Here is a 26,971-nt window from a genome sequence, read left to right on the forward strand (position 1 = left end):
TCCCGACGGTCAGCCGTAACGCGCGCGCGGCGCCTGCGCCGAGGCCGGCTCCACGTCGAGCGGACGCTCGGGCCGCATGACGAACGCGAGCACGGTCCCGATCGCCATGAGCGCCATGAGCACGACGAACGGCAAGCTCCAGTTGCCCGTGCGATCGATGATCAGGCCGCCGATGACCGGACTCACGATCGCGGCGCCGGCGGAGCCCATATTCATGATCCCGGCCGCCGTGCCCGAATGTTTCGGCGCGATATCCATCGGCACGGCCCACATCGGACCGATCGTCATCTCGTTGAAGAAGAACCCCGCGCTGAGCGCGAGCGCCGCGCCCGGCACGCCGATATCGGGGATCAGCAGGATCGGCAGCAACGACACGAACGTGAGCATCATGCAGACCGCGACCATGACGTTGCGCGCGATGCGCAGACTGCCCGTGCGCTTGAGCAAGTAATCGGTGAGCTCGCCGCCGAGCCAGTCGCCGACGACGCCCGCGAAGAAGACGCTCGCCGCGAACCACGCCGACTTGCCGAGGTTCATATGGTGGCTTTGCTGGAAGTACTGCGGGATCCAGGTCAGGAACATCCAGAGCACCCAGCCGTAGCAGAAATAAACGACCGTGACGGGCAGCATGCGGCGCAACAGCCGTCCCCAGGGCACCGGGGTGCGCTCGCGCGCGCCGCTGTAGACGGGCAGCGTGTCGGCTTCGGCGTTCGAGATGCCGCGGTGCTCGCGCGGATCGTCGCGGAAATACCAGCCCCAGACGATCGCCCAGATCATGCTGATCGCGCCGACGACGAAGAACGAACCGCGCCAGTTCGTCGCGATCATGAGCCAGGTGACGAGCGGCGGCGCGACCGCGTTGCCGATCCGCGAGGCCGCATGCGTGATGCCCTGCGCCGAGCCGCGGCGCTCGGGCACCATCCAGTTCGACATCGCGCGCGTGGCCGTCGGGAACGTCGCGCCCTCGCCGAGGCCGAGCAGCAGGCGCGCGAGCACGAGCGAGACGATGCCGGACGCGAACCCCGTGAGGATCGTCGCACCCGCCCAGGCGACCGCGCAGACCGTCAGCGTGCGGCGCGGACCGAAGCGGTCGCCGAGCCATCCGCCGAAAATCTGGATCACCAGGTACGGGTACGCGAACGCGGAAAACACAAAGCCGATCTGCGTATGCGACAGGCCGAACTCGGGGCCGAATTGCGCGGCCGCGGTACTGACGTTGACGCGATCGACGTACGTGATGCAGTACATCACGCTGAGCAGCACAAGCACCTTCGTCGTGACACGGCGAAACATCTTGAACTCCCGTATGGGTCGGCCGCTGCGCGGGCCGTTACGCTAGCGTGTAGTCGACCTTGCCGATGCCCTCGATGACGCCGTGCACGGCGCCGGGCGAATCGATGGCTCGGCAGCCCGTGTACGAGCCCGCCGTCAGGATCTGGCCCGCGCCGATCGTGCGGCCGCGCGCGAGCGCATCGCGTACGAGCCAGACGACGACGCGGCGCGGATCGCCGCACGGATTGCGCGCGACGCCGCTGAAGATCGTCTGATCGCCTGCGCGGAACTCGACGCGCGGCGCGACGAATTCGATATCGGCGCGGTACGGCACGCCCTGGCCGACGATCAGCGCGCCGTTGTTCTGCAGATCGGCGAGCTGCGCGAGCTTCGAGATCGCGTTGCGGTTCGTGAAGCGGCTCGCGACGATTTCACTCGTCACGTGCACGGTCGCGATGCGCGCGAGGATCGCCGCATCGTCGAGCGCCGCGAACGACGCATCGATCGCGTCGCCGAAGCGGAATGCGATCTCGAGTTCAAGACCGACGATCGCCGATGCCTTGAAAGGCAGCATCACGCCGTCGTCGAAGATCGCATTCGCGGGCAACGGCGAGCATTGCGGCTCGGCCTCGGGCGTGCTCGCGCCGATCTTGTAGCCGCCCGCGCCGCCGAGCGCGGCGATCGTGATGTGTTGGGCGACGTAGGCCTGGTCCTTGGATTCGGGCACGAGTGCCTCGTCCAGCGTGTCGAGCGTCGTGTGCGCGCGGCGTGCTTCGAGCAGCCGCGTCGCGAGGCGCTGCATCCGATCGTCGGTCATTGTCCAGCCGTCTCCGCGAGATAGTCGATCGCGGCCTGCACGCCGCCGCGCTGATGCGGCACGCCGGCCTTGATGAAGCCGGCTTCGACGCCCGCGAGCGTCCCCAATAGCGTGAGGTCGTTGAAATCGCCGAGGTGTCCGATGCGGAACACCCAGCCCGATACTTTGCCGAGCCCCTGCCCGAGCGACATATTGAAGTGTTCGAGCACGATGCGGCGGAACGCATCCGCGTCGTGACGCTTGCCGTTGCCGTCTTCAGGCATGACAACCGCCGTGAGCACGGGGCTGTATTCGTCTTCGTTCAAACACAGGACCTCGAGCCCCCAGGCGCGGACTGCGCGCCGTGTCGCTTCGCCATGCCGCCGGTGGCGCGCGAACACGCGATCGAGGCCCTCCTCGAGCAGCATGTCGCACGCCTCGGCCAAACCATAAAGCAGATTCGTCGCGGGCGTATAGGGCCAGAAACCCTTCTCGTTCATCGCGAGGATCTCTTCCCAACCCCAATAGGCCTTGGGCAGCGTCGCCTGTTTCGACGCTTCGAGCGCCTTGGCCGAGACGGCATTGAAACTGAGTCCGGGCGGCAGCATGAGGCCCTTCTGCGAGCCGCTGACGGTCACGTCGACGCCCCAGGCGTCATGCCGATAGTCGGCCGATCCGAGACCCGAAATCGTGTCGACGAGCAGCAGCGCCGGATGCTTGGCGCGATCGATCGCGGCGCGCACGGCCGCGATATCCGACGTGACGCCTGTCGAGGTCTCGTTGTGCACGACGCAGACCGCCTTGATGCGGTGCGCCGTATCGGCCACGAGGCGCGCCTCGATGCGCGATGCATCGACGCCGTGACGCCAGTCGCCCTCGATGAGTTCGGCGTTCAAGCCGAGCTTGTCGGCGAGCTTCTTCCAAAGCGTCGCGAACTGGCCCGTCTCGTACATCAGCACGTCGTCGCCGGCCGACAAGGTATTGACGAGCGCCGCTTCCCACGCGCCCGTCCCCGACGACGGATAAATCACGACCGGCTGCTCGGTTTTAAATATCTGCTGAATCGAGGCGAGTACTTTCTTTCCCAATGCCTGAAACTCCGGACCCCGATGATCGATGGTCGGATAATCCATTGCACGTAGAATGCGATCGGGAACCGCGCTCGGTCCCGGTATTTGGAGAAAATGCCGGCCACTCGGGTGGGAATTTAGTTTCAGCATGGTTCCTCGATACGAAATGGTATTTTGTATTTGGCATACCATACTCGCGGACTATGTCGTTTGCAATCGCACCACGGTGTCGGCGCATGACGTGCGGCGGATAGACGCCCGCCATCTCGCGCCCTTAGTATTATTCGTCACATCCGATTCGAATCGAGCCCAACATGACCGAAAACGGCATACAGAATCCCAATCTGAAGGGTGTCAGTAAGACCGCGGAATTCGAAGCGGCGCTCGAAGGCATTCGCGGCGTCACGATCGAGCGGCCCGTGCTGCACGCCGCGGTCACGAAGACGCTGCGCAAGCTCATCGTCGAGGGCACCTTGCCGCCGGGCACGCGGCTCAACGAGCGCGATCTGTGCGCCTCGCTCGGCGTATCGCGCACGCCGCTGCGCGAGGCGCTCAAGGCGCTTGCCGCCGAAGGGCTGATCGAGCATCAGCCCAATCGCGGCGCGGTCGTGCCCGTGCTCAGCGAGGCCGACATCATCGATGCGTTCGATTTGCTCGGCTGTCTCGAAGGGTTTGCGGGTGAACTCGCATGTTCGAAGATCACCGCCGAACAATTGACCGACATCAAGAGCCTGCATGCGTCGATGGTCGCCTGTTATGCGCGCGTCGATTTGCCCGGTTATTACGCGCTGAATCAGCAGATACACGAGCGCATCAACGAAATCGCGGGCAATTCGACGTTGCGGCAAACCTATCAATCGGTCAACCGGCGGCTTCAGGCTTTACGTTTCCGTTCGAATCACGATTCGAAGAAGTGGCAACGCGCGGTGTCCGATCATGAAAAGATGATTGCCGCGCTCGAAGCACGCGACGGCGCCATGATGTCGGCGATTCTGCGTTCGCATTTGAACGAAAAGAAAGAAGCCGTACTCGCGGCCATGCGCACGGTCGCCGCGGCCTGAGCGTCGAGCGCGGCGCGGGCTATCCGGACGGCCGCCGGCGTCCGGTGAGCGCGGCATCCCGCACCCGCGCGGCGCGATCCGAGCCTAACGCGCGTTGGTCTGGAGCAGCGACAGGAATTCGCGGCGCAGCACCGAGTCACGCAGGAACGAGCCGCGCATCACGCTGTTGACCATCTTCGATTGATTGTCTTTCACGCCGCGCCAGTGCATGCAGTAGTGATCGGCTTCGAGCACGACGGCCAGGCCGTCGGGTTGGAGCTTGTCCTCGAGCAGATCCGCGAGCTGCGCGACCGCCTCTTCCTGAATCTGCGGCCGGCTCAGCACCCAGTCCATGAGCCGCGCGTACTTCGACAGTCCGATCAGGTTCGAATGCTCGTTGGGCATCACGCCGATCCATACGCGTCCGATGATCGGGCACAGGTGATGGGAACAGGCGCTGCGCACGGTCATCGGTCCGACGATCATGAGTTCGTTGAGCGCGGCGACGTTCGGGAACGAGGTCACGGGCGGCGGCGCCTGATACCGTCCGCTGAACACTTCGCGGATAAACATCTTCGCGACGCGGCGCGCGGTGTCCTGCGTGTTGTGATCGTTCTCGATATCGATGACGAGGCTCTCGAGCACGCCGCGCATCTTTGACTCGACCTCTTGCTGGAGTCCGTCGAGCTCGCCCTCGCGGATAAAGTCGGCGATATTGTCGTTCGCGAAATAGCGGCCCTGCGCGCGCTCGACGCGGGCGCGGATGCGCACCGACAACGGCGTGCCTTCGTCTTCGTGCGCGTCGGGGGCTTCGGCGGCAGGCGCGGAATGCTGCGTGCCGGGGGCTTCGGCGGCAGGCGCGGGGCGCTGCGTGTCGGGAGCTTCGGCGTCGGCCTGGGGCGCGATCGTCTTCGCGTCGTCCATCTGATGGTCCTCGGTAACCTTGCCGGCACATCGATGCGCCGGCCAATCCCACATGCTATCCGGCACGCGTGCCGGGGTCAAAATGCGGGGAACGTTCCGCTGATGCGGAGGTTTGCTGCATTGGCCACCCGCTCGATGGCCATTGCAAGCACAATCTGACTGTAACGCCCAGCAATATGCACCCTCTTTGTCATTCGTGCTTGAGCGGGCACAGTGCGCTTTTCCGTTTGCACGGTGCGTCCCGCTTGCGTGGCCCGCCAAGCACGGCTTACAACTCGCCTCATTGCCGCTTGCCCGCCCATGCGCTTTGCCATTGCCACCGTTCCACGCTATCAGGTCGTGCTCAATGCATTCGTCGAAGCCGGGTGGGAGCCCGTCAAGATCTTCTCGACGAATCTGCTGTCGACGCTCGAAAGCAATTCCGTGCTGCTTGACCGCGCCGAACGGCTGCGCGTGCCGATCCAGCTTTCGAAGATCGAGCCGCGCGATCTGGAAGCCCTCGCGCAGGCCGGATGCACGACGCTCGTCGTCGCCGGTCATCCGTGGCGCATTCCCGAGTGGCGCCCGCATCTGCAATACGCGGTCAACTTCCATCCGTCGCCCCTGCCCGAGGCGCGCGGACCTTACCCGCATTGCCGTGCGATCCGCGAACGGCGTCGCGAGTGGGGCATCAGTTGCCACAAGATCGAGACGAGCTTCGACACGGGCGACGTGCTCGCGCAATCGCGATTCGCGATGCACGCGAACGAGACGCACGAGACGCTCGATCTCAAGATCCAGTTCGCGATGGCGGTCGTCGCGCTCGACATCGCGCGCGACCTGCCGAAGCACTGGGCGGCGGCCAAACCGCAGCAAGGCGGCGATTACTGGCCGTTCGACAGCGACGCGGATCGCACGCTCGATTTCACGCAGAGCGTCGACGAGGTCATGCTGAAGGTCCGCGCATGCGGCCTGCTCGAATGCATGGCGACGGTCGAGCAGCAAAAGATCCATATCTCGCGCGCCGAGGGATGGGTCCAGGCCCACGGCTTCCCGCCGGGCACGCTCGTGCATCGAAACGGCAAACATCTCGTCGTCGCGGCGGCCGACGGATTCATTGCGCTGCTCGAGTGGAGCACGTTGTCGCTCAACGAACGGCGTGTGCACCATCGCTGACGGATTGCGCGCGCACGACATGATACGCGCGCGATGGCGCCAATCGCACGATGCACCGATCGCTTGCGTGCGCTTGGCCGCGCGACGTTCGGTCCAGCAGACTAGATCCAGGCGTTTGTGCGTGGAACGGCGAGCACCGCCGCGGCATTGGACGGTGGCGTGAAGAGGCCGCCCTGCGGCACATCGAACGACGCCATCGCCTCGACCAGGGTGTCGACCAGCTCACTGCGCAGCACGTCTCGGTCCGCTGTGTAGACGATCTCAATACGATGATCGGCCCCGCCGTACCAGTCCTTGACCGTCTGCCGATCGGCGGTGCCCGCGACACGGATCTCGAGATCCGCGCCGACGCGCCAAAACCAGAGGTCCTCGCTCGATATCCCTTCGCCATACCGAATCATGTCGACATTGCCGGTCGTGCCGTCGAAATCGATGATCGTGTCTTCGCCCGAGCCGCGCTCAAACGAGTACGTGTCGTTACCCGCTCCACCGATCAGCACATCGTTGCCCGCTCCACCATGGAGTCTGTTGTCGCCGCGATTGCCGACAATCCGGTTATCGAGCGCATTTCCCGTCGCGTCGATGTCTTCGTCCCAGAGCTTGATCGGATCCTTCGTGTAGATCGCATGGGCATTCGGCACATTCGCGGCCGCGCGGAAATCGCCGATTGCGACGAATCGCGTCATGTCGCGCACGCGACCGCGCCCCGAATCCGCGATGTAGAAGCCCGCAAGCGCGCCCGTTTTGGCATCGCATGCGACACCGGTCACTGTCACGACGTGGTCCGCCTTCGCGCGCCGCGCCGACCCGGCCGTGCCCCACAGGGTGTTCGAGTCCACGCCGACGACAACGCCGCGCCCCCCTTTGATGAGATTCGCGATCGCCTGTTCGTCGTAGCCCGCAATGGTGTCGCTCCGAATGCCGATGCTCGTCAACAACGCTTGCTGATTCGCGATATTGGAGCCGCCGCGTCGGTGTTCCGGTGTCGATTGATCCGTCTCGCACCATCCGTTTTCGATCGCGCGTTGTATGACCGTGTGTTCCGAAACGGGTCGCTTGGCCTGAACGCTGAGATTCGCGATGGCCGTCAAACCGCAGGTCCCGATATATCCGGGGACGGCATCGCCCTGCGTGTAGTCGAGTTCGTTGGCCTTCGGGTAGCCATAAACCAGCACGTCGACGCCGTCCACCACGCCCACTTCCGGCGTCACAAAATCCAGTAGCGTAAGGTTCTCGACGTGGGCGCCGAGCGTATAACGGATTGTCGTATTGACCGTGTCGACACCCTCCGCGGCCGTCTCCACCACTCGATCGCCGAGATCGTCGACATAGTAGGTATCGTTGCCCGCGCCGCCGATCATCGTGTCCGCGCCCGTCACGCCGTCGAGTATATTGTCCTCGCGATTGCCGACGATCCGGTTGTCTGCGCTATTGCCCGTGCCGTGGATACGTGCCCCCTCGACGAGATGGAGCGCTTCGACATGCGCGTCGAGGATGTAACTCGTGCTGCTGACGACGGTGTCGTACCCCTCGTTCTCGCGCTCGACGATGACGTCGTTGGCGCTGTTGACGATATAGCTGTCGTCGCCGAGACCGCCTCGCATATCGTCGGCACCCGCGCCACCGTCGAGATAATCGCGGCCGGACCCGCCGACAAGTCTGTCGTGACCCGCGCCGCCGTACAGCGCATCGTCGTCGGTTTCCCCGGCCGAGAGCGTTTGCTTCGTCGAATTGGTCGGCGTGAACCCGAACAGGACGTCGTCGCCGTCGCCGCCATATAGGACGTCGTCACCGGCATCCCCGAACATCCGGTCGTTGTCCGCCTCTCCGTAGAGCGCGTCGTGGCCGTCGCCGCCCTGCAACTCGTCATGCCCGATACCGCCCCAGAGCACGTCGTGGCCCAGCCCGCCGAGGAGCAGATCGTCACCCGCGCCGCCATATAGCCAGTCATCGTCCGTCTCACCGGCGGCGAGCGTAGCGGGCGTGTCGGCATTACCCCAGTAGCCGCCCATGACGTCGTTGCCATCCCCACCCCACATGCGATCGTTACCGGTGCCGCCGAACAGTCTGTCCTCACCAGTGCCGCCGCTCATCGTGTCGTGCCCCGAACCGCCGTTGAGCGTGTCATTGCCGGCGTCGCCGAACAAACAGTCGTTACCGTCGTCGCCGAACAGCGTATCGTCGCCGCCTTGACCATCGATCAGATCGTGGCCGACGCCGCCGCTGGCTTCGTCGTTGCCATCGCCCGCGAACATCGTGTCGTTGTCCGATTCACCGGGCGCGAGCGCCTGTTTCGGATCGTTGGTGGCCGTGAACCCGAACAACACGTCGTCGCCCGCGCCGCCATTCAAGATGTCATCGCCGACGCCGCCAAACAAGCGGTCAGCGCCTTCGCCGCCTTCAAGTGCGTCGTCGTGTGCATCACCCACGAGCAGATCGGCCCCCCCGCCGCCGATCAGGATATCGTTGCCGTCGCCACCGAACAGGCGATCAATGCCCGTACCGCCGTCGAGCAGATCGGGGCCGATCCCGCCGCCAAGCTCATCGTCCCCCTCCTCGCCATAGAGCCGATCGCCGCCGGCACCGCCGAGCAGCAGATCGTTCCCCTTGCCGCCCCAGAGCTTGTCGTTACGCTCGCTGCCGCCCATCGTGTCGTTGCCCGCGCCCGCGTAGAAATTCTGAATGAGGCTCAGGTTGAAAAGCTTGCGGTCATGAATCGCGTAATAGCGGACGTCGAATCGGTCATCGAGATCGGTGCCGATCATCGAGCGCTGATCTTGCGAGATCCGAATCTGATTGGGCCGCCAGTACACCACGCCGATCGGCGAGCCGAACACATTCGCTTTGCCGCTCACCACCGCATATTGGCTGACCGCAGCGGCGGGAAGGATCGGCGCGCATTTTGGGTTCGTCGGAGCCGACGCCATGCGCTCGGACAATGCACGGTATCGCGCGTTGCCTGACGTGCGCAACGCATCGTCGTGCGCGGACAGACGGGTGAGGCCTGCACTCGCCATCGCGGCCGCGAGCGTCGTCATTTCATTGCCACGCGCGTCGTCCGTGTCGACGACGCCGTCTTCGTTCCAATCGCGCCAGGCAGTCAGGCCGCTCAACTCGCTGCCCTCAAGTGCGCCATTACGATCGAGATCGCACGCGATGAGGTCTGTCGCACTCAGCCCCACGCCCGCACCGTCGAAAACGCGAAAGGTCCTTTCCGCAATCGGCGCAGCCGTATCGTGTTGCGGCGAGCGGCTTTCGTAAAACGCGCCAAGCGGCATCAGATCGACAAGACTGACGCCGGGCATCATCACGCGTGCAGTGCGATGCGCGAGGTAATCCGTCGATGCGTTGACGAGGTTTTCGAAAGTCCCCGTGCTGATGTCGCCTCGGCTCAGTGCTTCCCAGGCCGCGCGATCGGCCGCAGTGGCCGCATTGAGGTTCTCGAAGCGATACGTCGGCGCGCTCCATGTCTGCCCATCGGCCGACGTCTGCATCGCGTGGTATCCGGCGACCGGACTGCCCGCGATAACCGACTCCCGTGCGACGATCAGGCCGCTGTCGCGCTCGTAGGTGTAGAGACCGTGTCGCCCGTTCGCCAGGGTCCCGGTGCGATGCGACGGATCAAAGCTGCCAAGGTACGTCGTACCGCTGAATACATGCTCCTTTCCGTCGGCCATGAATGCGAGATGGCCGTTTGCGGCAACGTTGCCGCGTGATGTCGTCCCGTCTTGCGACCGCAAATCGTAGAACGTTTGTCCGGTGGGCGTGTGCGTCGTGGTGACCAGCGTGCCGCCCGCCGCGGGACCGAGCGTGATTTGGCGCGTCGAAATCTCATAGACACTCGCCACGTGCGTGACCGGGTGTGAGATCGACACCGTCGCCTTGACGCCGTTCTTCAACGTCGACGACATCGCGAGTAGCTTGATATCGTCACGCTTGCGTTCCGTCTGAGCAGGCGCAAGGGATGCGTGACCGTAGGTACCCGCAATGGTGTCGTACGCGACCGCAAGCGCTGTGCCGATCTGCTGCAGATTGCCGAAGCCCGGCGTTAGCTCAAGCCATTTCGTCGCTTCGGACGCAATCTTAGGGTCGGTCGAGTACTTGAGGTTCAGGATTCGAAGTGCAAGCAGCGAGCACTCGGCCAGCGCATCGAGACCGTCTCCGCTCGTGTCCCGCAAGCGCGCCCACGTCTTCTCGACCGCAACATCCCCTTCGGTCTTTCTGATCAGAGCCATCGGGATTTCGAGTGTCCAGTTCTCGATGCCGAGACCGTTTAGTTCGAATACCTCTTTGTGAAACTCTCGTACCTGCGTGAAATCCAACTTGCCGCTCAATACGTTACCGTTATGTTCGGCAATAGAAATGAGGGTATGGAGATACCGATCGGCCATATCGACACGAATCTTATTCACACGCTCGGGCGGCATCGGTTCACATTGAGGCATCCCCCACCCTCTCCAGGTCGTTTCCGTTAGAAACCCGAGTGCGGACGTCCCTGTCATCGTGGAACCCGTCTCGACGCCCTTCGCCCAGCCCGCATAGTGATAACCTTGCGCGTCCAGCTCTGCGTACACGCGCTCGATTTCGGCGAGACCACCGACCTGAACGCGTCGTCGGTATTCTTCGAGCGTTGCTTTGCGTATGAGTGCGGGCATCGTTCACCTCGTCGATCGATCGGAATGAGCGGCCATTACATTCGGTACGCGTGTGCCGTACTCTCACAAATCGATCTAGACAGCACGTGTACTCGGGAAACTCGGCACTCCGGTGGGCCACTCGATGGCGATCGACGTCAATCGCATATAAGCCAGCGTTTGAACCGTCACCGAGCGGGGCTTGATGGGTCCCCTGTCGATGGCGTCGTAGCGGCCTCGTCAAGCCTGAAACTCCAAATCAAATCGCCCGTCAGGCGTTGGATCTCCTTCCAGTAAGGAAGAAAATAGCGCGGGTACGAAACGTGAGCCTCGGCCTTCATCCGCGGTTCAAGACTGAACGACTGCGTACACGTCAAACGCAGCACATTCTTGCGATAGTGATTCGTACAAGCGATATAGGTATTGAGCCTTCCGTCTCGAGATCGATTGACATAGAGTTCCGTATTCGACGCAATCCAATGGTAAGCGTTGCCGCTCTCCGGATCGAAGAATCGCGTCGCGTAAGCCACCAGACCCCATCTGTCCTCCGGCAGCTTCTGATATTCCCTCTCACGCTTCGGGTCAAGATCCGGATTAAAGGTCAATCGATACTTCAGGACTCGTTCCAGACCGGCGATACCGTAATAACGAGAGCCCGTTTCGACACCGACGAACATCCATGGCGAAATCGAGTCGTACCAGCCATCCCAGTACAAATTGGCGTACTTCTCATAGTCCCACCAGAGCGCCGGACTGGTCCGGCCGGCCATGTCCGGGAATCGCACATTAAAATCGAAACTCGTCAAGGGCGAGTCCATCGTCCGCTTCGGAATCGGCCCTTCACGTTTCCCCATAAAACCCGGATCGCCCTCATATTCGACATGCTCGGCAAACCACAAAGGAATCCTGACGGGCACGCCGCCGAGATTCCCCATGCCGAAGTTCGGATCCGCATATTGGGCAGCGTCCGTTTCGATCGGAAACCATGACTTCCCGAGCACGCGACCCAACTGGGACAATCCCAACAGAATGCACGCGACGATCGATAACACGACGATCGAAAAAATAAATAACTTCTTGAGCGTCATGTGCATCACATCTCCATGCGTTGCTCTGAATCGCAGCGCAGCGCTTCGCGTGACCACGCCGCGGGAGCATGCGCACGCGTATCCCCGGCGGCGGGAAGCGAATCGCAGCGTCGTAAATCATCGGCGGTTCGTATCGATGTCGCCGAAACTTGCGCCGACGCCGATGCGCCCGACGTCGAAGCCTCTGCCCCTACGTCCACGCTAAAACTCCTCACGAGTGCGACGACCTTCTGCTGAATCGCATGCCAATGCGGCAACCAATGGCGCGGATACGACACCGTCACAGCCGCTCGCATGCCCGGTTCCATGCTGAAATGCTGTGCACAGCGCTGATACTTGAGACTCAGATACGGATCGTTCATACAGAGCACGAACGTACCGACGCTGCCGTCCCGATTCCTGCGCACCAATAGATCCTTTTCGTCATCGCGGTAGGGCTTTCCGGTCTTCGGATCGATACCTGGCGGCGCATACACCGTCAATCCGAATTCACGTTTCGCGAGCTTCGCGTATTCGGGAGGGGTGTGGTGATTCGGTCCAGCCTTGTGTGCAAGCCGCTCGCTCACGGTCCGATCGAGATAATCATCGCCGGGATATCGATCCGCCATCTCGAGCTTGACGTCGATCCAAGGCGACACGGCCTCGAATTCTTCGAAATAGGCGTCGAAATAGCGGCCGTAGTCGCTCCAGAGCGCTCGGCTCGAACGCCCCGCCATATCGGGATACCGAACCGCAAAGCCGAGCTCATTCATTTTGGATCGTTGCGTCAACGCCATCTTGGCGCCCCGATGAAGTGCCGCGAAGTCCGGCTCCCCTTCATATGTCACGTGTTCGGCAAACCAAGAAGGCATGCGCACGGGTACGCCGCCCAACTCGCCGATAACGACCGGCGGGCGCTTGGCCTCGTCTGCGAAATATCCGAGTGGATGCAGCGTACGATCGGGCATGAAATGGACGATCGCCGCACCGCATCCCGCCAAAACGACGACGACCCCCAACACAGTCGCCACGCTCCATCCCACGATCCGGCACAACCACCGTCCGTATCTCGACATCTTCATCCGATTGCCTCGTGTCCTGTCGGGCGACTCAGCGATGGCGCGTTCGAAGCACGCTGTTGCGCAAGCGTGCCCTCGCTTCGAACCCATCGGCCGCCGAGCCGCATGAAACCGCGTGGAGCGATGCCGCTTACCGTTTATCCGGCCTCATCCAAACCGACGCATCACTCAAACGCGCCACGCCCAAGCATTCCCATGCTGGCCTTGAGCCTCAACCTCGCCGAGTGCCACTCGGCCAGACATCGAATCCGCTCCTGCTGCGCATCGGCGAGTCCGTCCTCCGCGCGCAGCCGTTCGACGATGTCTGCCGCACCATGGTCATAGCGGCGCTGCGCGCTCTGCGCGGCATCCATCGCCGCAACGAGCAACGCCTGCGAAGCGAGCACGTTACGTCGCGCCGCCTGAACATCGGCACGCGCCTTCACGATGTCCAGATCGATCTGTAACCGCGTCTCTTCCAATTGATTCGATGTCTGCTCGCTTTGCGCCTGTGCACGGCGGACGCCATAGATCCTCGCGAAGCCATCGAACAGCGGAATCGTCAGCGTCAGGCCGATCGTCGTGGTTGTACCGCCACGCGCCGATAGACCTTGATTCGGATACCCGTTGCGATAGACGTTCCAATTCAAGTCAAGCGTCGGCAACGCCTCCGCGCGCGCGACACCGATCTTCGCTTGCGCCGCGTCCGCCTGCGCTCGCGCCGCGACGATCGCGGGATGCACGTGTTTCGCGTGTTCAAGCCACGCATCGAGCACGACCGCTTCATCATCGCGCGGCGCGGGCAGTGCGTCCGGCAAGCGCACGGCTTGCTCGGACGATCGACCCATCGCGTTGAGCAACACCGCGCGCGCTTTGTCCAATTCGCCCTGTGCCCGCGAACGTGCGAGCGCCGCTCTCGCATGCGCGGCGCTCGCTTGCGCGATATCGGCGTGACTTGCGCTCCCATGCAGGCTTCTGCGCCGTGTCGCGCCGAGCGTCAGTTCGGCCAGTTCAAGGCTGCGAGCGCGCTCGCGCTCGGCAGCTTGCGCGGTCACGGCGTCGAAATACGCCGACACGACGTGCGCGAGCACCCGCTGGATCGTCGCATCACGGGTCGCGCTCGCCGCATCGAGCAAGCGGTCGGCAAGCTCGATATTCGCCGATCGGCCCCCGAAATCGAGCACGCGCCACGTCAAGGTTCCGTAGCTCGCGAGTCCGCGCGCACGCTGATCGCCAAACGCATCGCGTGTACGACTCTCGAGTTCGCTGGTCGACAACGACAGCCGGGGTAAGTAGGCGGCGCGCGCCTCGCCGAGCGCGGCTGCTTGAAGCCGGATCTCCGCTATCGCATGTTTGAGCTGCGGGTTGTCGCATAGCGCGATATCGATTGCGTCAGTCAGGTCGAGCAGCCGGGGAGGATCCGGCCACACCTGCCGCGCACGATCCGAACATGACCATGGTTGTCGATCACCGGGTAACGCGATGCTCGAATTTTCAAGTACGGGCGGATTTGCAAGCAATGGATCGTCGAAGAGATCGGGCAATCCGTTCGCGTCGCTTCTCGCAACGACAAGCACGACACCCAGCACGCCCATCGCAGCCCGAATCCAACACCCGGGCCATCCACGCCATGCGCAATACATACGCCTGTCATCGTTCATGAAGGCTTTCTCTCGCGTGCAGGAACAACGGCGCCAATACGTATTCGATGATCCGGCGCGTCCCCGTGCGAATCTCGACCGTGCCGGTCATACCGGGCGTCAATGCAACACGACGTCCTTGTACCGCGATATCGGAGCGATCGAGCGCCACGTGGATCGAGTACATCAAGCCGCGTCGGTCGTCCTCGATGGCGTCGTGCGATACGTGACGTACAACGCCGGACACCGTCCCGTACTTCGTGTACTCGAACGCGTCGACTCTGAACTCGGCATGCTGGCCTTCGTGCACGAACCCGGCATCCTTGTTCTCGATGAACGCTTCGATCTCGACGTGCGTCTGCGCAGGCACAATCTGCATGAGCGGCTGCGCGGCTGCCACGACACCGCCGACGGTATGCACGGCAAGCTGCTGGACCGTGCCGTCGACGGGCGCCGTCAAGCGCAGCAACGCGCCACGCGCCTGCGCTCGCGCGACGTCCTGTCGGGCCGCGTCGGCCCGGCGCCGTGCATCGTCGTAGACATCCTCCGCCGCCTTGCGCGATTCCGCGATATACACCGCTCTGCGATGCTTCGCATCGTCGAGCTGGCGTTCCAGATCCCCGCGCACCTGCTCCTTGTCGAGGCACGCATGGCGCGAGACATCGTGAGATCGCGCGAGCGCCGCATAGTCGGTCGCCTGTTCCGCGGCCACTGCGAGTGCCTCCCCGACTCGACGAATGTCGGCGTCGATACGCGCACGCTTGGCCGCGTAGTCGCGCCATTGGTCCATCAGATGCCGCTGCGCCTCGCGCCGCCTATCGACATCGATGCCTTCGATCGCGGGCAATCGGGGACGCACCATCGAATCGATCGATCTCAGCAACGCATCGGAACGCGCCGAAAGCAGCTCCGCCGCCTGACGCTCGCCTTCGGCTTTATCCCGCTCGCTGTCGTTCATGCGGGTATCGAGCTCGATGAGCACCTGCCCCGCACGAACGGTCTGACCTTCTTCAACATGGAGCGCATGCACGCTTGCGACTTCGGTCGAGCCGAGCGTCTTCGTGTATCCGTCCGCGATAAGCCGGCCCTGCGCGTTGACGATGATGTCGACCCGACCGAAGACGGCTCCAGCGATACCCTCCGCGACAAGCGCAGTCAATACGCGCGCAACCCAACGTCCGACGGGCGAGATGGGTGCGTTCTGAATCGCAAGCGCATCGGGCAGGAATTCCGCTTCGTGCGCGCGCAATGCAGGCGGATCGAGTTCAGCGCGGCGTCGCCAGCTCACGCGCCAGACGCGACGATAGCGACGAATCCATTCGAGCCATGCCCGGATGCGGTGCCTCGTGCGTGTCCCGATCATCGTCAGGCTCCGTGCCCGAAGCGGCCGCCGGAAGACATCGGCGCCCCTTGCTGCAGCCGATGAAGTCCCGCGTAGATCCCATCCGTGTTCGCGAGAAGCGCGTCGTGAGTCCCGATCTCGACGATCTGCCCGCGGTCCATGACAACAATGCGATTCGCATCGCGCACAGTCGACAAGCGATGCGCGATGACGAGGACCGTACGTCCCGCGCAGATGCGCCGCATCGCGTCCTGGATGATCCGTTCGGATTCGTAGTCGAGCGCGCTCGTCGCCTCATCGAAGATCAGGATCCGCGGCTGCGTGATCAGCGCGCGCGCAATCGCGATGCGCTGTCGCTGTCCTCCGGACAAGCCGACGCCGTGCTCACCGACGATCGTGTCATACCCTTCGGGCAGGCCACAGATAAAGTCGTGAGCGCCGGCGAGCTTCGCGACGGCCATCACGCGTTCGAGCGTCGCGCTCGGCAGCCCGAGTGCGATGTTCTCGCGGACCGAACGATTGAACAGATGGTTTTCCTGCAGCACGACACCGATTTGCCGCCGGAGGCTCGCAACGTCGATCACCGCGAGATCGTGGCCGTCGACGCGCACACACCCTCGATCGGGCACGTATAAGCGCTGTACGAGACGCGTCAACGTGCTCTTGCCCGAGCCCGAGCGACCGACAATTCCGACGAATTCGCCCGCCCGCACGTGCAATGTGACATCGCGCAAGACGTCGCCGGCGTCGGCGCGGTACCGGAACGAAACGCGATCGAATTCGATCGTCCCGACGACGCGCGGCAACCGCGACTTGTGCGCCGCGACCTCGGGGCGGCTGTTCAGAATGTCGCCAAGCCGGCCCATCGAAATGCCGACCTGCTGAAAGTCGTTCCAGAGTTGCGCGAGTCGCAAGATCGGGCCCGACACCTGGCCGGCGAGCATATTGAACGCGACGAGCTCGCCGACCGTCAGTTTCTGTTCGATCACGAGCACCGCGCCCCACCCCATGATCGACGCGGTCACGAGCTTGCTGAGCAACGACGCGCCTTCCGTGGCCCATATCGACACGCGCGCGACGGCGAGCCCCGCGCGCACGTAGGCCGCGAGTTGCCGATCCCACTTCTCGGCCCACCGCGGCTCGACCGCCATCGACTTGATCGTATCGACGCCGCTGATCGACTCGACGAGAAACGACTGGTTTTCGGCGCCGCGGTTGAATTTTTCGTTGAGCCGCCCGCGGATCAGGGGCGTGAACACGATCGAGAGCAGCACGTAGAACGGAATCGACAGCGCGACGATCGCCGTCAGCGCCGCGCTATAGATCGACATCACCGCGAAGACGACGAACGAGAACACGATGTCCATGACGAGTGTCATCGCATGGCCGGTCAGGAATGCACGGATCGATTCGAGTTCGCGCACGCGCGCCACGGAATCTCCGACGCGCCGCGCATGAAAGTAGGCGATCGGGAGTTGGAGCAGATGGCGGAACAGACGCGCGCCGAGTTCGACGTCGATCTTGCTGCTCGTATGCGCGAAGACCCACGTACGCAACCCGCCGAGCATGGCTTCGAACAGCGTCGCGCAGACGAGTCCGAGCACGACGACATGAAGCGTGCGCATCGCATGATTGACGAGCACCTTGTCCATCACGACCTGAAAAAGCAAGGGCGTCGCAAGGCCGATAAGCTGCAGGACGAACGAAACAAGTACGAGCTCGCCGAGCACGCGACGATATTTGACCATGGCCGGAATGAACCACGAGAAATCGAAACGCGCCATCGTCGACGCACGATCGGCCTTGCTCGACAGCAGGATGAGTTCGCCCGTCCAGATGTCGAGCACGTGCGCACGATCGACGACTTCGGGTGATTCGCCCGCACGCCGAATCAGGATCCGCGTGGCGCCTGACGATGCATCGGTCCGGATCTGCGCAATCACAAAGAATTTGCCCGTCTCGCGGTGCTGCGCGATCGCGGGCAGCGGGGCACGATCGAGCCGTTCAGGCGTTTGCACGATCGCCTTGGCCGAGAGTCCGAGCGAACGCGCGGCAAGCAGCACGCGTAAGGTGTCGAGGGGGGGCGCACCGAATTCATGTCGAAGCCGCGCGACATCGAATGCCACGCCATGCATGCGCGCCATGATCTCGAGACACGCCATCCCCGAATCGCGCGGCGGATGAGTCCGCGGATCTTGCCGTACCGATGTGAGTTCGCTCATGCCGACGATGCCGCCCCGGGGTCCAATATGAGACAACGCCAAGTCGTTCGGCTCAATGCCGCTCGACGAAACGCCGAAATATAGGACCGTGGAATGGGCCGAACTTGCCCAATCCGCGCATGGCGATATGCGCGTCAGCGCAACAGCGGAGAAATCACGACAGGGATGCCACGAAACCGCCGAACAAACAAAAACCCCGAGGATCGTTTCCGATCGTCGGGGCTCTGTGCATTCTGGCGGAAAGGGTGAGATTCGAACTCACGGTACCCGAGAAGGGTACACCGGATTTCGAGTCCGGCGCATTCGACCACTCTGCCACCTTTCCTTGGTGTTCACAGCCTGCGGCGCTGATACAACCGACCGCTTTGAACTGCTTGATCTGTCGCATGGAGGTCAGCTGCGACAGAAACGAGATATTAGCGGAGCCCTCATCGCTTTACAAGCCCCCGATGCATCGAAACCGAATTTTTTATCCGGCATCGATCACGCATCGTTTCGGCTCGCCGTCGACACAGTCATGCCCGCCCCTATCCGGGCGCGCAATCAGGCCGTCAGACGCTCCTGCCCGCCGAGATACGGACGCAGCGCGGCCGGCACCGTGACCGAACCGTCCGCGTTCTGATAATTCTCGAGCACCGCGACGAGCGTGCGGCCCACGGCGAGGCCCGATCCGTTGAGCGTATGGACGTTCTCGGGCTTGCCCTGCGCATTGCGGAAACGCGCCTGCATCCGGCGCGCCTGGAATGCTTCCATATTCGAGCACGACGAGATCTCGCGATAGGTGCCCTGTGCGGGAATCCAGACCTCGAGGTCGTAGGTCTTCGCCGCGCCGAAGCCCATATCGCCCGTGCAGAGCGTCATGACGCGATACGGCAATTCGAGCTTCTGCAGGATCGCCTCGGCATGGCCGACCATCTGGTCAAGCGCTTCGTACGACTGCTCGGGCGTCGTGATCTGCACCATCTCGACCTTGTCGAACTGATGCTGGCGAATCATGCCGCGCGTATCGCGCCCGTACGAACCGGCTTCCGAACGGAAGCACGGCGAATGCGCGGTCAGCTTGATCGGCAACTGCGCCGCATCGACGATGCTTTCGCGCACGGTGTTCGTGAGCGTGATCTCCGATGTCGAAATCAGATATTGCGTGACCGTGTTTTCGCCGCCACCCTTTTCCACACGGAACATGTCGTCGGCGAACTTCGGCAATTGCCCCGTCCCGAGCAGAATCTCGGGGTTCACGATATACGGCGTATAGCACTCGGTATAACCGTGCTGCGTCGTATGCGTGTCGATCATGAACTGCGCGAGCGCGCGATGCAGACGCGCAATCCCGCCGCGCAACAGCGTGAAACGCGCGCCCGAGAGCTTCGCGCCCGTCGTGAAGTCGAGTCCGAGCGGCTCGCCGACGTCGACGTGGTCCTTGACCTCGAAATCGAACGTGCGCGGCGTGCCCCAGCGGCGCACTTCGACGTTGTCCTTCTCGTCCTTGCCCGTCGGCACCGACGCGTGCGGCAGGTTCGGAATACCGAGCAGGAATTCCGACATCTTCGTCTGGATTTCGTCGAGGCGCGCGGCCGATGCCTTGAGCGTGTCGCCGATGCCGCCGACTTCGGCCATCACGGCCGATGCATCCTCGCCCTTCGACTTGAGCGCGCCGATCTGCTTGGACAGGCTGTTACGGCGGCCCTGGAGTTCCTCGGTCTTGATCTGAATATCGCGACGCTCGGCTTCGAGCGCGCTGAACGTCGCGGCGTCGAAAGCAAAGCCACGATCGGCGAGACGCCGGACGACGGCGTCGAGATCCTTGCGGAGAAGTTGTAGGTCGAGCATGAAAAAGATCGCTGCGGCTATTTTTCGAATCTGCCGATTCTAACCGAGTGCCGCGACCCGCTTCACGAATTGAGGCCCGAATTGTGCCCGCTGATCGTTGAATCGCATCGAATCGCGTTGTATCGCGTTGTATCGACGCGCGCACGAAAGCGCCCCTCGCATCCCCCGCGCACCGATGACCGCCCCTCGCCCGCTACGACTCCCCGCCCCCTCGTGCCTCGTCGTCGAGCGAGCGCAGCCACGCAAGCTTCTCCGCAATCTTCGCTTCGGCGCCGCGCGGCACCGGCTGGTACCAGCCCGGCTCGTCGAGTCCTTCGGGGAAATACGTCTCGCCCGCCGCATACGCGTGCGGCTCGTCGTGCGCGTAACGATATTCGCGGCCGTAGCCGAGCTCCTTCATGAGCTTGGTCGGCGCATTGCGCAAATGCACGGGCACCTCGCGCGAACGATCCTGGCGCACGAACGCCATCGCCTGATTGAACGCAAGCTCGCCCGCATTGCTCTTGGCCGCGACCGCGAGATAGACCACCGCCTGCCCGAGCGCGAGTTCGCCCTCGGGCGAACCGAGCCGTTCATAGGTCAGCGCCGCATCGTTCGCGATCTGCATCGCGCGCGGGTCCGCGAGGCCGATGTCCTCCCACGCCATCCGGATAATTCGGCGCGCGAGATAGCGCGGATCGGCGCCGCCGTCGAGCATCCGGCACAGCCAGTACAGCGCCGCATCCGGGTGCGAGCCGCGCACGGACTTGTGCAGCGCCGAGATCTGATCGTAGAAATTGTCGCCGCCCTTGTCGAAACGACGCACGTTGAGCGTCAGCGCATTCTCGACAAACGCCGCGTCGATCGTCGTCTTGCCCGACGCAGTGGCGGCCGTATCGGTCTGTTCGAGCAGATTCAGAAACCGGCGCGCATCGCCGTCGGCATAGCCGATCAGCGTCGTGATCGCGACCTCGTCGAAAGCGAGGCGCGACAGCACGGTCTGCCGCGCGCGCGCGAGCAGCTCGCGCATCTCGTCCTCGGTCAGCGCCTTGAGCACGTAAACCTGCGCGCGCGAGAGCAGCGCCGAATTGACCTCGAACGACGGGTTCTCGGTCGTCGCGCCGATAAACACGACGAGCCCCGACTCGACGAAGGGCAGCAACGCGTCCTGCTGCGCCTTGTTGAACCGGTGGATTTCATCGACGAACAACAAGGTCTGCTTGCCGCTTTGCGCAAGATATTGCTCGGCCTGCTCCATCGCGGCCCGGATGTCCTTGACGCCCGCGAACACGGCCGACAGCGCGATGAACTCGCAATCGAACGCATCGGCCGTCAGTCGCGCGAGCGTCGTCTTGCCGACACCCGGCGGGCCCCAGAGCAGCATCGAATGCGGCTTGCCCGATTCGAACGCGAGCCGCAGCGGCTTGCCGGGTCCGAGCAGATGCTTCTGGCCGATCACATCGGCGAGCGTCGCGGGCCGCAGCGCCTCGGCAAGCGGCCGGCGCGGCTCGACCTTGAACAGATCATCCATGGATCACGTCGGCGCCCTTGGGCGGTGTGAACTTGAACGTGTCGGCCGGCAGCGTCGGATTCTTGACGACGTTCGTGAACGTCAGCAGCGTCACGTTACCGAACACGTCGTGCAACTCCATCGCGGCGAGCGTGCCGTCGCGAAAGCCGATGCCGATTTGCTGGAATTGCGTGCCCTGGCTCTTCGGCGTGAGCTCGAGCCAGTCGATGCCGTCCTTCACGCCGACGTCGCGCAAGGCGTAGCTCTTGTCGAGATCGTTGCTGCCGAACAGGATCGCCGCCGGGCTCGCGCCGAGCGCATTGCCGAGCTTGCGCTCGGTGACCTGGTTCAGGTCCTTGTCGTAGACGTAGAAATTCTCGCCGTCGGCCTGCAGCAGCTGGTCATAGGGCTTCGTATAGGCCCAGATGAACTTGCCGGGCCGCGCGAATACGAAATTGCCGCTCTGCGTGCCGGCCGCCTTCAGCGCCTGCGTGGCGCTCGCGCCACCCTTGTTCGCCGAGATCTGATGCTGGACGAAGTCGCCGCGCGCCGAATGCACCTGCGCGACGAACGCCTTCAGGTCGTCGATCCCGCCCGCGAACGCCTGCGATGCGGCAAGCAGCGAGGCGCCCAGCAGCGACGCCGTGAGTACCGCCTTTCGAATCATCGATTTCATAGTCATACGGTCGAAACGGAATAACCGTGGGAATAACTTGGGAAATATAACCGGGCGCCGCAAGCGGCATGCCCCGGAGATGGGCTTGACGCACGTCCCGCACGTCCGTGGCGCACGTCCAGCGCGCACCCGCGGGCCAGGCGTCGAACGGCGGGCGTCGTCGCACGCGTGCGCCCGCCCACACGCGAATCTGCTCACTCGGCGTCGCGCGTCGGCACGAGGATCTCGCGATTGCCGTTCGACGACATCGCCGAGACCATGCCCGATTGCTCCATCTGTTCGAGCAGCCGCGCCGCCCGGTTATAGCCGATACGCAGATGCCGCTGGACGAGCGAGATCGACGCGCGCTTGTGCTTGATCACGATCTCGCAGGCCTGATCGTAAAGCGGATCGGATTCGCCGCCTGCGCCGCCCGCGCCGGCTTCACCGCCCTCGACGCCGTCCTCGCCCGCGACGCCGCCCTCGAGAATTCCCTCGATATAGTTGGCCTCGCCGGACTCCTTGAGCTTCTCGACGACGCGATGAACTTCATCGTCCGACACGAACGCGCCATGCACGCGCACGGGCAAGCCCGTACCCGGCGGCAGATAGAGCATGTCGCCCATCCCGAGCAGCGACTCGGCGCCCTGCTGGTCGAGAATGGTCCGCGAGTCGATCTTCGACGAGACCTGGAACGCCATGCGCGTCGGCACATTGGCCTTGATCAGCCCCGTGATCACGTCGACCGACGGACGCTGCGTCGCGAGGATCAAGTGTATGCCCGCGGCGCGCGCCTTCTGCGCGATCCGCGCGATGAGCTCCTCGACCTTCTTGCCCACGACCATCATGAGGTCGGCCAGCTCGTCGATGACGACGACGATCGTCGGCAGCCGGTCGAGCGGCTCCGGTGCGTCGGGCGTCAACGAGAACGGATTCGGAATCTTTTCCTCGCGCTTGGCCGCGTCGTCGATCTTGTTGTTGTAGCCGCTCAGATTGCGCACGCCGAGCTTGCTCATGAGCTTGTAGCGGCGCTCCATCTCGGCGACGGTCCAGTTCAGCGCGTTGCCGGCCTGGCGCATGTCCGTGACGACCGGACACAGCAAGTGCGGAATGCCTTCGTAGACGCTCATTTCGAGCATCTTCGGGTCGATGAGCATCATGCGGACCTGATCGGGCGTCGCCTTGTAGAGCAACGACAGGATCATCGCGTTGATCCCGACCGATTTGCCCGAACCCGTCGTCCCCGCGACGAGCAGGTGGGGCATTTTCGCGAGGTCGGCGACGACGGGCTTGCCGCTGATGTCCTTGCCGAGACCCATCGTCAGCGCGGACGGCGCGTCGGCATAGATCTCGGAGCCGAGGATTTCCGACAGCCGCACCGTCTGCCGGCGCGGATTCGGCAATTCGAGCGCCATGTAGTTCTTGCCCGGAATCGTCTCGACGACACGGATCGACACGAGCGAGAGCGACCGCGCGAGATCCTTCGCGAGACCGACGATCTGGCTGCCTTTGACGCCCGTCGCCGGTTCGATCTCATAGCGCGTGACGACAGGCCCCGGATACGCGGCGACGACGCTGACCTCGACGCCGAAATCCTTGAGCTTCTTTTCGATGAGCCGCGACGTGAATTCGAGCGTATCGGCCGAGACGGTCTCCTGGACGGCCGCCGCGGGGTCGAGCAACGCGAGCGGCGGCAACGTGCTGTCGGGCATCTCGGCGAACAACGGTTGCTGCTTTTCCTTCTCGACGCGTTCGGACGTCGGCACGGTCGTGACCTGGGGCACGATCTGCACGGGCTCGTGTTCCTCGAGCTTCACGCGGCCGCGTTCGACCTTGTTTTCGCGCTTGACCGCGGCGGCCTCGCCGGCCTTGCGGTCGCGCTTGGCTTCCTGCCGCAGACGCGCGAGCGTGACGGCGTTGATGATCGCCTCGCCGACCTTCTCGGCCACGCTGAGCCACGAAAACTTGAAGTAGAGCGACAGGCCGATGCCGAACGCGAACAACAGCGCGAGCGTCCCGCCCGTGAAACCGAGCGCGTGCGACACGGCGTTCGCGACGAGGTCGCCGAACACGCCGCCCGACGAACGCGGCAGCGCGAGCTTGAGCGACCACATCCGCAGCGACTCGATGCCCATGGACGACAGCAACACGAGCGCGAACGCGCCGATCTGCACGACCCAGCCTTCGCCGACATGCGCGGACGCGCCGTCGTCGTCATCGAAGCCGCGGCCGCCGCGCTCGCGCGGCTCCGCGATCCGCTTGTAGCCGCCCGCGACACCGCGCGCGAGCAGCACGATCCACCAATAGGCCGAGAGGCCGAACAACAGGAACAGCAGGTCCGATGTCCATGCGCCGACGCGGCCGGCCCAGTTCGAGATGTGGTCGACTTGCGCCGAATGCGTCCAGCTCGGATCGCGCCGCGTGTAGCTGACGAGCGCCATGACGAGAAACAGCAGCAGCGCCGCCTGCACCAGCCAGCGGATTTCCGAGAACAGCCGCGACATCCGGTGCGGCAGCGCGTTGGCGCCGGGTGAAAAAGTCGTTTTCGCCATTGAAATGCAGGTACGGCGGAGGTCCGCCGGTCGTTCGATGCGTGTCATTCTAAACCGCCGATCCCGCGTTCCAGCCCGATTGCTCCGTCACGCGCGGAAAAATCTGTATCGAAACGCTGCAAAAACAACGATCAAGGGCACATTCCGCATTGTTTACTTCAATCTGCGGCGCGAGCGTCCCGCGGCGGCTGTGCGTCGCCCCGCCGCGGGACGCTGCAGGATCCGCGAGGCGCGGCGCGGCGGACGACCAAGGCGGCATCACGAAGGCAGGAGGCTTCACGGCCGATCAGGCATCGCGCGCGGCGTCTCCGCGAACCGAGCATGCCCTCCACCGGCGCCATGATCGGCTTGCGCTCGCGCGGGGCTGCCCCCATATGCTCGACGAAGACGGCCGAATCACACGCACGCGTCCGCGGCGCGCCCGGCTCGCCGTGCCGGGTATGCGCTCACTAGCGGCACCTCACTATCGGCACCTCACTATCGGCACGATAGAAAGGGTTGATTCGGTCTCGTCACGGCGCCCGCATATAATTGCGCGTCCGTTACCGCCCGCTGAATGCCCGTTTGGGGAAAGAACATGTCGCAAGTCAAACACGCCAAAGTGCTGATCCTGGGCTCCGGCCCCGCCGGCTACACCGCCGCAGTCTATGCCGCGCGCGCCAACCTGAATCCGGTGCTCGTCACGGGTCTCGCCCAGGGCGGCCAGCTCATGACGACGACCGATGTCGAAAACTGGCCCGCCGACGCGAACGGCGTCCAGGGACCGGAACTCATGCAGCGTTTTCTTGAACACGCGCAGCGTTTCAACACGGAAATCGTCTTCGATCACATCCATACGGCCAAGATCACCGAAAAGCCGATCCGGCTGATCGGCGACGCGGGCGAATACACGTGCGACTCGCTGATCATCGCGACCGGCGCGTCGGCGCAGTACCTGGGCCTGCCGTCCGAAGAGCTGTTCATGGGCAAGGGCGTCTCGGCATGCGCGACGTGCGACGGTTTCTTCTATCGCCAGCAGGAAGTCGCCGTGATCGGCGGCGGCAACACGGCGGTCGAGGAAGCGCTGTATCTGTCGAACATCGCGAAGAAGGTCACGGTCGTGCATCGCCGCGACAAGTTCCGCGCCGAACCGATCCTCATCGACCGGCTCCTCGCCAAGGAGAAGGAAGGCAAGGTCGAGATCAAGTGGAACCACGTCGTCGACGAAGTCCAGGGCGACACGAGCGGCGTGACGTCGCTGCGCATCAAGCATCGCGATACGGGCGCCACGCAGGATATCGAGCTCGCGGGCGTGTTCGTCGCGATCGGCCACAAGCCGAATACGGATCTGTTCGAAGGCCAGCTCGAGATGAAGAACGGCTACATCGTCACGCACGCGGGCCTCGGCGGCAACGCGACGGCGACGACCGTGCCCGGCGTGTTCGCCGCGGGCGACGTGCAGGATCACGTGTATCGGCAGGCCATCACGAGCGCGGGAACGGGCTGCATGGCGGCACTCGATGCGCAGCGCTACCTTGAAAGCCTCGAAGCTCACTGACCTCGCGGATCTCGGCGCGCTCGCGAAACAGCTCAAGGCGCAAGCCGAAGCGAGCGAGCGCGACCGGATCGAAACCGCCCGACGCGCGCGCGAAGCGGCGGCGGAGGCCGACGTGTTCCGCCGCTCGGTCGGGGCGGTGTCGCCGCTCGACGCGCCCCCGCGCGCGCCGCGCCGGCGCGACACGCCCCCGCCCCTGCCGCTCAAGACCCAGCAGGACGAGAAAGCCGTGCTCGTCGAGGCGATCTCCGACGAGTTCGATCCCGAGGCCCTGCTCGATATCGACGACACCCTTTCGTTCTGCCGGCCCGGCGTGCGCGGCGACGTCGTGCGCAAGCTGCGCAGCGGCACGTGGATCGTGCAGGCGCAACTCGATCTGCACGGCAAACGCAGCGACGAGGCACGCGAAGCGCTCGGCGCCTTCCTGCGCGAAGCCGTCAAGCACGGCCTGCGCTGCGTGCGCGTGATTCACGGCAAGGGGCTGGGTTCGATCGGCAAGGAGCCCGTGCTCAAAGGCAAGGTCCGGCGCTGGCTCGCCCAGAAGGAAGAAGTCATCGCGTTCTGCCAGGCGCGCCCCCATGACGGCGGCGCGGGCGCGGTACTCGTGCTGTTGCAGCCGTCGACACAGTTCGCGAAGGAAGTCGACAAGCTGCCCGTCTCCGGACACGCCGAACGCGCGCCGGACGGCGGA

At 63.8% G+C, this 26,971-nt stretch carries 17 protein-coding genes, 1 tRNA gene and 1 pseudogene; 4 read left to right on the top strand and 15 right to left on the bottom strand.

Going from position 1 to position 26,971, the window contains the following annotated elements:
- Positions 1–9 precede the first annotated feature (9 nt).
- Genes D7S86_RS09930 through D7S86_RS09940 form a run of 3 tightly spaced genes read right to left on the bottom strand, consistent with a single transcriptional unit; the run spans position 10 to position 3,288 of the window.
- Positions 10–1,293 carry an MFS transporter gene (locus tag D7S86_RS09930; protein ID WP_121085864.1) on the bottom strand — a complete coding sequence of 428 codons (1,284 nt, stop codon included), beginning with the start codon at positions 1,291–1,293 and terminating at the stop codon, positions 10–12.
- A gap of 37 nt (positions 1,294–1,330) precedes the next feature.
- Positions 1,331–2,089, bottom strand: coding sequence for a 2-keto-4-pentenoate hydratase (locus D7S86_RS09935; RefSeq protein WP_121085866.1), 759 nt, complete (start codon positions 2,087–2,089; stop codon positions 1,331–1,333).
- The gene (locus D7S86_RS09940; RefSeq protein ID WP_121085868.1) at positions 2,086–3,288 is read right to left on the bottom strand and encodes a pyridoxal-phosphate-dependent aminotransferase family protein; all 1,203 of its coding nucleotides are present in this window, start codon (positions 3,286–3,288) and stop codon (positions 2,086–2,088) included. The genes D7S86_RS09935 and D7S86_RS09940 overlap by 4 nt, the downstream gene beginning before the upstream one ends.
- Positions 3,289–3,452: 164 nt before the next feature.
- Here D7S86_RS09940 and D7S86_RS09945 point away from each other — a divergent pair, with 164 nt between their 5' ends.
- On the top strand, positions 3,453–4,199 hold the full coding sequence (locus tag D7S86_RS09945; RefSeq protein WP_121085870.1) for a GntR family transcriptional regulator: 747 nt from the start codon (positions 3,453–3,455) through the stop codon (positions 4,197–4,199).
- Positions 4,200–4,283: 84 nt separating this feature from the next.
- On the opposite strand, the gene folE is transcribed toward D7S86_RS09945, so the two are convergent.
- Complete coding sequence (gene folE / locus D7S86_RS09950; RefSeq protein WP_121085872.1) at positions 4,284–5,102, bottom strand: GTP cyclohydrolase I; 819 nt, start codon at positions 5,100–5,102, stop codon at positions 4,284–4,286.
- Positions 5,103–5,402: 300 nt separating this feature from the next.
- Here folE and D7S86_RS09955 point away from each other — a divergent pair, with 300 nt between their 5' ends.
- On the top strand, positions 5,403–6,257 hold the full coding sequence (locus tag D7S86_RS09955; protein ID WP_121085874.1) for a formyltransferase family protein: 855 nt from the start codon (positions 5,403–5,405) through the stop codon (positions 6,255–6,257).
- A gap of 101 nt (positions 6,258–6,358) precedes the next feature.
- Here D7S86_RS09955 and D7S86_RS30415 read toward each other — a convergent pair whose 3' ends face one another.
- The 11 genes from D7S86_RS30415 to D7S86_RS10010 all read right to left on the bottom strand — a co-directional run bounded on the left by D7S86_RS30415 (position 6,359) and on the right by D7S86_RS10010 (position 24,746).
- Positions 6,359–10,912 (bottom strand): calcium-binding protein, encoded by a 4,554-nt coding sequence (locus tag D7S86_RS30415; protein ID WP_121085876.1) that lies wholly within the window; start codon positions 10,910–10,912, stop codon positions 6,359–6,361.
- A gap of 167 nt (positions 10,913–11,079) precedes the next feature.
- Positions 11,080–11,979, bottom strand: coding sequence for a hypothetical protein (locus tag D7S86_RS09965; RefSeq protein ID WP_147432285.1), 900 nt, complete (start codon positions 11,977–11,979; stop codon positions 11,080–11,082).
- A gap of 5 nt (positions 11,980–11,984) precedes the next feature.
- Entirely contained in the window at positions 11,985–12,731 is a 747-nt protein-coding gene (locus D7S86_RS09970; protein ID WP_147432286.1) for a hypothetical protein, read from the bottom strand.
- A gap of 470 nt (positions 12,732–13,201) precedes the next feature.
- Positions 13,202–14,446 (bottom strand): TolC family protein, encoded by a 1,245-nt coding sequence (locus D7S86_RS09975; RefSeq protein ID WP_158601916.1) that lies wholly within the window; start codon positions 14,444–14,446, stop codon positions 13,202–13,204.
- A 220-nt stretch (positions 14,447–14,666) separates the two neighbouring features.
- On the bottom strand, positions 14,667–16,019 hold the full coding sequence (locus D7S86_RS09980) for an HlyD family type I secretion periplasmic adaptor subunit (protein WP_121085885.1): 1,353 nt from the start codon (positions 16,017–16,019) through the stop codon (positions 14,667–14,669).
- A 2-nt stretch (positions 16,020–16,021) separates the two neighbouring features.
- Complete coding sequence (locus tag D7S86_RS09985) at positions 16,022–18,220, bottom strand: type I secretion system permease/ATPase (RefSeq protein ID WP_121085886.1); 2,199 nt, start codon at positions 18,218–18,220, stop codon at positions 16,022–16,024.
- A gap of 234 nt (positions 18,221–18,454) precedes the next feature.
- Positions 18,455–18,545: transfer RNA gene (locus D7S86_RS09990), tRNA-Ser, on the bottom strand.
- A gap of 218 nt (positions 18,546–18,763) precedes the next feature.
- Positions 18,764–20,050, bottom strand: a complete 1,287-nt coding sequence (serS, locus tag D7S86_RS09995) for a serine--tRNA ligase (protein ID WP_121085888.1) — start codon at positions 20,048–20,050, stop codon at positions 18,764–18,766.
- A gap of 193 nt (positions 20,051–20,243) precedes the next feature.
- Positions 20,244–21,560, bottom strand: a complete 1,317-nt coding sequence (locus D7S86_RS10000; RefSeq protein ID WP_121085890.1) for a replication-associated recombination protein A — start codon at positions 21,558–21,560, stop codon at positions 20,244–20,246.
- Positions 21,553–22,215, bottom strand: coding sequence for an outer membrane lipoprotein chaperone LolA (gene lolA / locus D7S86_RS10005; RefSeq protein ID WP_240648072.1), 663 nt, complete (start codon positions 22,213–22,215; stop codon positions 21,553–21,555). The genes D7S86_RS10000 and lolA overlap by 8 nt, the downstream gene beginning before the upstream one ends.
- A gap of 194 nt (positions 22,216–22,409) precedes the next feature.
- Positions 22,410–24,746: a DNA translocase FtsK gene (locus tag D7S86_RS10010; RefSeq protein WP_121085894.1), complete on the bottom strand. Its 2,337-nt coding sequence runs from the start codon at positions 24,744–24,746 to the stop codon at positions 22,410–22,412.
- 577 nt (positions 24,747–25,323) lie between these two features.
- On the opposite strand from D7S86_RS10010, the gene trxB reads away from it, so the two are divergent.
- Both trxB and D7S86_RS10020 read left to right on the top strand, forming a co-directional pair.
- On the top strand, positions 25,324–26,283 hold the full coding sequence (gene trxB, locus D7S86_RS10015; RefSeq protein WP_121085896.1) for a thioredoxin-disulfide reductase: 960 nt from the start codon (positions 25,324–25,326) through the stop codon (positions 26,281–26,283).
- Positions 26,246–26,902, top strand: a pseudogene (locus tag D7S86_RS10020) (Smr/MutS family protein); the annotation flags it as partial. The gene trxB and the pseudogene D7S86_RS10020, both read left to right, overlap by 38 nt.
- Positions 26,903–26,971 lie beyond the last annotated feature (69 nt).

The organism is Pararobbsia silviterrae (genome assembly GCF_003628125.1).
GTDB classification, from domain to species: Bacteria; Pseudomonadota; Gammaproteobacteria; order Burkholderiales; family Burkholderiaceae; genus Pararobbsia; species Pararobbsia silviterrae.